Genomic DNA, 7478 nt, shown 5'->3' with positions numbered 1-7478 from the left:
CACCCCATCCCCACAATCGCCACCGCCTCACCCACACCCACACCCGCAACACCCACACCCGAACCCAAACCCACCACCAAACCCACCAACCGCTCCGCCACCAACACCGGAGTCGGAAAGTCGAAGACCATGGAGGCGGAGAACGACTGGCCGGTTTCGGCGGTCACGAGGTTGCGTAGTTCCACGGCGGTGAGCGACGTGATGCCGAGTTCCTTGAAGGTGAGACTGCCGTCGACGTCGGCCAGGTCGGCATAGTCGAGCGTCTCGGCCACCAGGCGACGTACGAGCAGTTCGGCGGCGGGCCGGCGCTCGTGCTCGGGCAGCGCCAACAGCCGCCCAGCCCAGCTGGCCGGGTCGACCTCCGCCGCCCCGGTCGCGGGCTCTTCCGGCGCGGTAGACGAAGGCGCGTCGACCGGCACGGCGGAGCCGGCGGAGGAGGCAGCGGCGGCGGAGGAGGCGGCGGTGTCGATCCAGTACGGTCGCCGCTGGAACGCGTAGGTCGGCAGGTCGGCCCGGTCCGCGTCCGGCCACAGTGGGGACCAGTTCACCGGCACACCGTGGGAGTGCAGCCGGGCCAGCGCGGTCAACGCCGTCGTCGGCTCGTCGCGGTCCCGCCGCAGCAGGACGGCGTACGCCGTGTCGTCGGAGCTGCCGGGGCCGGCGTCCTGCTCCGCCTCGGCCAGCCCGGTCAGCACCGGGTCCGGGCCGAGTTCCAGGAACGCGGTGACCCCGGCCGACCGCAGCGTACGCAGGCCGTCGAGGAAACGGACGGGTCGACGGATCTGCGCCGCCCAGTACGTCGGGTCGGTGTATTCGGCCTGCACCAGCTTCCCGGACACGTTCGACACCACCGGCACCTGGGGAGTCCGGGCGGGTATGCCGGCCGCGACGCGGGTGAACTCGTCCAGCGCCGGGTCCATGTGGGCGGAGTGGAAGGCGTGGCTGACCCGGAGCCGTCGGGTCTTGACGGCGAGCTGGTCGAAGCGGGCGGCGAGGTCGGTGACGGCGTCGGCGTCGCCGGAGACGACGACCGCGTTCGGGCCGTTCACGGCGGCGAGGTCCAGCCGTGCGGCGAAGTCGGCGAGGTGGGCGGTCACCACGTCCTCCGGCGCGGCGATCGCCAGCATCGCGCCGCCGGCCGGGGCGGCCTGCATCAGTCGGCCACGGGCGGCGACGAGCAGACAGGCGTCGGGCAGGGACCAGACCCTGGCGGCGTACCCGGCGGACAGTTCACCGATGGAGTGACCGAGCAGGTAGTCGGGGCGTACCCCGAAGGAGACGGTGAGCTGGTGGAGCGCCGTCTGGAGGGCGAAGAGCGCGGGTTGCGTGTAGCCGGTCTGGTCCAGCGCGGTCGGATCGTCCCAGACGACCTCGCGCAGCGGCCGGTCCAGGTGCCTGTCGAGTTCCGCGCACACCTCGTCGAACGCGTCGGCGAAGACCGGCGAGGCGTCGTACAGGTCGCGTCCCATCCCGGGGCGTTGCGCGCCCTGCCCGGTGAACAGGAAGCCCAGGGTGCCGGTGTCGGCCCGACCGGTGACCAGTCCCGCCCGGCGACGGCCGTCGGCGAGGTCGGCCAGCCCGGCGAGCAGTTCCGCACGGTCGCGGCCGACCACGACGGCCCGGTGGTCGAAGCCGCTGCGGCCGGCCAGCGAACGGCCGACATCGCCGATCGGCACCGTGGGCCGGTCGGTGAGATGGTGGTGCAGGCGGTGCGCCTGGGCGCGCAGCGCCGCCGGGGTACGACCGGACAGCGGCCAGACGACCCGGGCGACGGCGGGTGCGGCCACCGGGGTGCCCGACGGCGTCCCGGGCCCGTCGACGGACGTCGGGGCGTCAACGGCGGCGGGCGGCGCGGGCCACGGGCCGAGGACCAGGTGGCAGTTGGTGCCGCCCATGCCGAACGACGAGACGCCGGCCAGAGGCCGGGTGACGGGCCAGCCCGCGAGGGTGGTCTGCACGGTCAGTCGGGTGGCCGCGAAGTCGATCGCCGGGTTGGGCGTCTCATGATGCAGGGAGGCGGGAATCAGCCCGTGCCGCAGGGCGAGCGCCGTCTTGATCAGCCCCACCACCCCGGCGGCGCCCTCCAGGTGGCCCACATTGGTCTTGGCCGAGCCGACCAGCAACCGGTCACCGGGTGCCAGTGCCGCGCCGACCACCGCACCGAGTGCGGCGGCCTCGATCGGGTCACCCACCGGGGTTCCGGTGCCGTGCAGTTCCACGTACCCGGTGTCGGCCGGGTCGGTGCCGGCCCGGGTGTGCGCGAGCTGGACGACCTGCTCCTGGCCGGCCTGGCTGGGCGTGGTCAGCCCGTCGCCGCCCCCGTCGTTGTTGACGGCACCGCCGTGGATCACGCAGAAGATCCGGTCGCCGTCGGCGACCGCGTCGGCGAGCCGCTTCAGCACGACCAGGCCACCGCCCTCACCGCGGACGTAGCCGTCGGCGTGGGCGTCGAACAGGTGGGTACGCCCGGTGGGTGACAGGCCACCGAAGCCGCGTACGGCGTCGGTGCTCTCCCCGGTGAGGATCAGGTTGACCCCACCGGCGAGCACCATCGTGCACTCGCCGGCGTGCAGCGACTCGATCGCCCGGTGCACCGCCACCAGGGCCGACGACTGGCCGGTGTCGACCACCATGCTCGGCCCGGCCAGGCCCAGCCGGTAGGAGACCCGGTTGGCGATGACGCTGCGGTGCAGCCCGGTCAGCGTGTGCGGGCCGGGGTCGCCGCCACCGCGCCGGGTCAGGGTGGCGTAGTCGTCCTGGATCGTGCCGATGAACACCCCGGTCGACGAGCCGCGCAGCGGCGTCGGGTCGGCCCCGGCGTGCTCCAGCGCCTCCCAGGCCAGTTCCAGCATCAACCGCTGCTGCGGGTCCATCGCGGCGGCCTCGCGGGGCGACACCCCGAAGAACGGGGCGTCGAAGCCGGCCACGTCGTCGAGGAAGCCGCCACGACGGACCGTGCCCGGGTCGCCGGACCAGCGGTCGGCCGGCGCTTCCCGGATCGCCTCCTCCCCGCGTACCAACAGGTCCCAGAACTCGTCCGGGGAGGCGGCGCCGGGGAATCGGCAGGACATTCCGATGACCGCGATGGCGTCCTGGTACGCGGGGGCAGTGCTTCCCATGGATGGCCGTCCCTGTTCGAGGTTGGGTGTCGGGCGCGGAAGTCAGGCGACGGCGGCGAGCACCTCGTGCAGGCGTGCCGAGAAGGCGCGGGGGTGGGTGGTGTGGCCGTTGCGGCCACCGGGGAACTCCACCACCGCCGTGCCGAGTTCGTCGGCGAGTGCCTCCGCGCAGACGTACGCCCAGATGTCCTGTGAGATGCAGCCGCCGGCCGGGACCACCCGGATGCCGGTCTGCTTGAGCCGGGCGATGTCGTCGGCGTCGAGCTGGCAGTTGCGGAAGGCCGGGCCGTCGTACTTGACGAAGAACTCGATGTTCGCGGCCCGGTCGACCGTCATCGGTTGGAAGTCGACGCCCGGTTCCATCTCCAGCGTGGTCAGGTCGATGCCGCTGAGTGCCGCCATCTGCTTCATGGCGGGGCCCCAACCGTCGTTGTGGTAGGCGCGTTCGGCCGCGGCCACCCCCCGTACGACCCGCTCGCGGGTGGCCGCCGGCAGCAGTCGCAGGGTGGGGGCCTCGTGTGCGACCAGGGTGCGGACCTGCTCCGGGTGGCGCAGCGAGAGATAGAGCCCGATCGCCGCACCGTAGCCGGAGCCGAGCACGTGGGCCGGCTGGTCGGTGAGGTGGGCGAGCAGGGCGCTCGCGTCGTCGGCGTGGGTCTCCATGGTCAGCGCTGCGGGTGGCCCGTCGAGTTTGCTGCGGGACAGGCCGCGCCGGTCGTAGGTCACCACCGTGTACCGGTCGGCGAGTTGTTGTACGAGATAGCTGGTCCGGCCGGCGTCACCCTCACCGGCCTGGAGGACCAGCAATACCGGCCCCTGGCCCTGGACCTCGTAATACAGACGTGCTCCGGGTACGCCAAAGGTCCCGGCATCGACATCGTCGGCCACGATCGCGTCCACTGAATCCCCTCCGTTGCGCACTCGGAACGTGTGACGGTTCGACGCTAGACAGAGGGCCTAGAACGCATCTAAAACGGCACTTCACTCCAGCCAGGACGGCTTCTCCAGCAGGGTGAGGACGGCGGCGGAGCAGAGCCATCCCGGGCCCTGGGAGACCAGCAGGAGGTGGTCGCCGGGGTGGACCTGCCCGGTGTCGAGCAGGTGGTCCAGTGAAATGACCAGGTCGGCGGCGCCGACGTGGCCGACCGACCGGCCATGGTCCCAAGTTGATAGAGACACGTCGATGCCGAGCGGGCCGAGGGTGGTGAACTCGGTCATCCGGGCGTCCTCGTTGATGGTGATCACCCGGGCCAGGTCGGCGACGTTGAGGTCCGCGTCGACCAGCGCCCGGCGGATGATGCCCACGTCGAACTCGCTGAGGCTCTCCACGGCCCGGGCCAGCGGCATCTCGTCGTCGGTGAAGGCGGCCGCCCGCGCGGTCATCGACACCTGTTCGGCGCTCTGCTCGACCGGCGGGGTCAACGGGCCGTCGCCGCGGTGCCACCGTTCCAGCCCGGGCAGGGTGCCGGAACAGATCGACCGGACCTCGGCGAAGCCGGATTCGGTGGTGACGACGGCCGCCGCCGCACCGTCGGCGAGGATGTACGAGTCGCCGAAGCCGTGCCACCTGTCGACCAGCGGTGTCTCGAAGTTCTGGGCGGTGGTCAGCAGAGCCACGGCGAGTTCGGCCACGCCGGTGAGCTGCCCGACGGCGATCTCCAGCGCGGCGAGCAGCCCGTTGCACCCCTGCCGGATCTCCAGGGAGCCGGCACCGGCGACTCCCAGTTCACGCAGGATGTAGCCGGGTGGGTAGGAGCCCTCGGGCCCCTGGTAGTAGACGCTCGCGTGGATGTGCGACTCGACGTCGGCGGTTCCGGCCGAGGACCGTTCCAGCGCGGTCCGGGCGGCCAGCACCGCCATGTCGAGGGCGGGCAGTTTCGTCGAGATGTGCGTGCCGGTCAGGCCGCTCGCCTCGAAGACCTCCGCCCGGTACCGGCCGTCCGCGACCGCGTCCTCGGCGCTCACCCAGTCGGGTAGGTGGTGGCCGATCCCGTCGAGATAGACACCTTCGACTCGCACGGGGTCCCTCCATTCTTCAGCTGTGTTCCGCCGCAGCCCGGCGGATCGTCAGTAGCCGAGCAGTTCCTGCCTGAGGTGACGCACCAGGGCGTCGGGCGTGGAGTGGTCGAAGACCACCGTGGGCGCGAGCCGCAGGTCGGTCTCCGTGCTGATCAGGTTGCGGACCGTCAGGGCGGAGAGCGAGTCGAACCCGGCGTCCCGGAACCGCCGGTCCCGTTCGACGGTTTCGGCCGACGCCAGGCCGAGTACCGCCGCGACGTTGCGGCGTACCAGCTCCAGCAGGATCTGGTCCCGGTCGCCCTCGGGCGCGAGCACCAGCCGCTGCTTGAGGCCGGCCGGGGCGTCGGCGACGGCCCGTGCGGTGCGGCGGGTGCCGGCCGGAGCCAACGACCGCAGCAGCGCCGGGGCGTCGGGGGAGCGCGACCAGGCGCCGGCCCCGGCCGCGACGACCAGTGACCCGCCGACACGGCAGGCCGCCTCGACGAGAACGAGCTCGTCGGGTGACAGGTCCCCGGCAGGCCGTTCCCGCAGCAGCGCGACGGTCGGGGTGGCGCTGGTGGCCGTCGCGTCGGGGTGGTCCAGCCGGACCACGGTGGTGGCTGCGTCCCCGCTGCCGTCGCCGGCCTCGATCCCGCACCCGCGCAGGAAGGCCACGGTCGCCCCGCGCGCCGCCGACGCGCCGCCGGTGACCAGCACCGGCCCGGTGACGTCGGGCGGCGTCGCGTCGTCCACCGGGACGGTGACCCGGGCCAGGCGGGGCGTCAGCACCGTCCCGCGACGGACGACCAGGTGCGGTTCGGCCAGGGCGAGCGCCGTCATCAGTGCCCGCCAGGACGCCTTGACGCCGTCCACCACGACGGTGTCGCCGTGGGCGGGCGTCGCACCGGCCGGCACCGCGTCGGCCGGCACCGCGTCGGCCGGCACGGCGGTGGCCGGCACGGCGGTGGCCGGCACGGCGGTGGCCGGCACGGCGGTGGCCGGTACGGCGGTGGCCGGTACCGCGGCGGTTCCGGTGGTGCCCGCCCGGCCACGGCGGCGGGGGGCCGCGACGGTCGGGTCCGGGCGCAGGGTGACGAGGCGACTGGTCTCCCAGGGGCTGCCGGCCGACGGCGCGGGGTCGGTGTCGCTGAGCAGGATGACGTCCGGGCGGGCCGCGCCGGCTTCGACCGCGGCGGTGAGCGCGGCCAGGTCGGGGTACGCCTCGGCGTAGGTGTCCGCCGACATCAGCCCGGCGCGGGCCCGCAGGGGATCGGCACCGACGACGACCATCGTCGGCGGCGACGGCGGGGTGGCCGGCGTGGACACCGGGACCCACTCCACCCGGAACAGGCCGTCCTGGGCGGCGGCGCTCGCGGTCCGGACCTCACCGGTCGGGCAGGGGCGGGTGGTGACGGCGGCGATCGTCGCCACCGGGGAACCGGTCGCGTCGGCGACGGTGACCTGACCCGACGCGGCACGGTGCACCCGCAGCACGGTCGCGCCCACCGCCCGCAGGGTCACGCCGCGCAACTCGGCCAGCCGGGACGGCGCGTCGGCCGGGTCGTCGACGGCCCGCAGTGCGGCGTCCAGCAGGACCGGGTGCAGTCCGAATTGGTCCGCCTCGGCGCGCTGCCGGTCGGGCAGCCGGACCTCGGCGAAGACCTCACCGTCGCGCCGCCAGCGCGCGACACCGTCGGCGGCGGGCTCTCCGGTCGCGGCCGGCGGCGGCCACACCGTCAGGTCGACACCCGGCGACGGTACGCCGACGGCGAGCGTGCCGGAGGCGTGGCAGCGCCAGGGCGCTCCGGCCGGGGTGTCCGCCCGTCGGGCGTGGATGCTCAGCGGCCGGCGGGCGTCGTCCCCCGGTGCGCCGATCTCCACCCGCAGGTGGACAGCCGCCCGGGCCGGCACGGTCAACGGCTCGTGCAGGGTCAGGGCGTCGACGTGGTCGAGCCCGACGTCGTCGCCGGCCTTCAGCGCCAGGTCGAGCAGGGCGGTGCCGGGCAGTACGACGGTGTCGCCGACGGTGTGGGCGGCCAGCCAGGGCAGGCCGGCCAGGGAGACGGTGCCGGTCAGCACCACCCCGCCGGAGCCGGGCAGCTCCACCGGGGCGCCGAGCAGCGCATGGTCGCCACGATCGGTGGTGACGCCGGACGGGGTGGTCTTGAGCCAGTAGTGCTCGTGCTGGAAGGGGTAGGTGGGCAGGTCGACCCGGACAGCCTCCGGAACGACCCGACCCCAATCAACCTCCACCCCCGCAACAAACGCCTCACCCAACGACAACAACACCCGACCCACACCACCCTCACCCCGACGCAACGTCGGCACCACCACACCACCCGAACCCACCACACCCAACGA

4 protein-coding genes are annotated in these 7478 nt (G+C 73.6%); all 4 read right to left on the bottom strand.

Translation table 11 applies throughout. From position 1 onward, the window contains the following. On the bottom strand, positions 1 to 3119 hold a 3119-nt coding region (locus JQN83_RS32415; protein ID WP_208570966.1), incomplete at its 3' end, for a type I polyketide synthase. Positions 3120 to 3161: 42 nt separating this feature from the next. Further along, positions 3162 to 4019 (bottom strand): alpha/beta fold hydrolase, encoded by an 858-nt coding sequence (locus JQN83_RS32410; protein ID WP_208570965.1) that lies wholly within the window; start codon positions 4017 to 4019, stop codon positions 3162 to 3164. Between the two features lie 81 nt (positions 4020 to 4100). Beyond that, positions 4101 to 5138, bottom strand: a complete 1038-nt coding sequence (locus JQN83_RS32405) for a ketoacyl-ACP synthase III family protein (protein ID WP_208570964.1) — start codon at positions 5136 to 5138, stop codon at positions 4101 to 4103. 48 nt (positions 5139 to 5186) lie between these two features. Continuing rightward, a partial coding sequence (locus JQN83_RS32400) for a phosphopantetheine-binding protein (protein ID WP_208570963.1) occupies positions 5187 to 7478 on the bottom strand: 2292 nt, incomplete at its 5' end.

The sequence above is a fragment of the Micromonospora antibiotica genome, assembly GCF_017599305.1.
In the GTDB taxonomy this organism is placed as follows: Bacteria; Actinomycetota; Actinomycetes; order Mycobacteriales; family Micromonosporaceae; genus Micromonospora; species Micromonospora antibiotica.
Note: the sequence above shows the minus strand (reverse complement) of the source record. Positions and strands in the feature narration are given on the sequence as shown.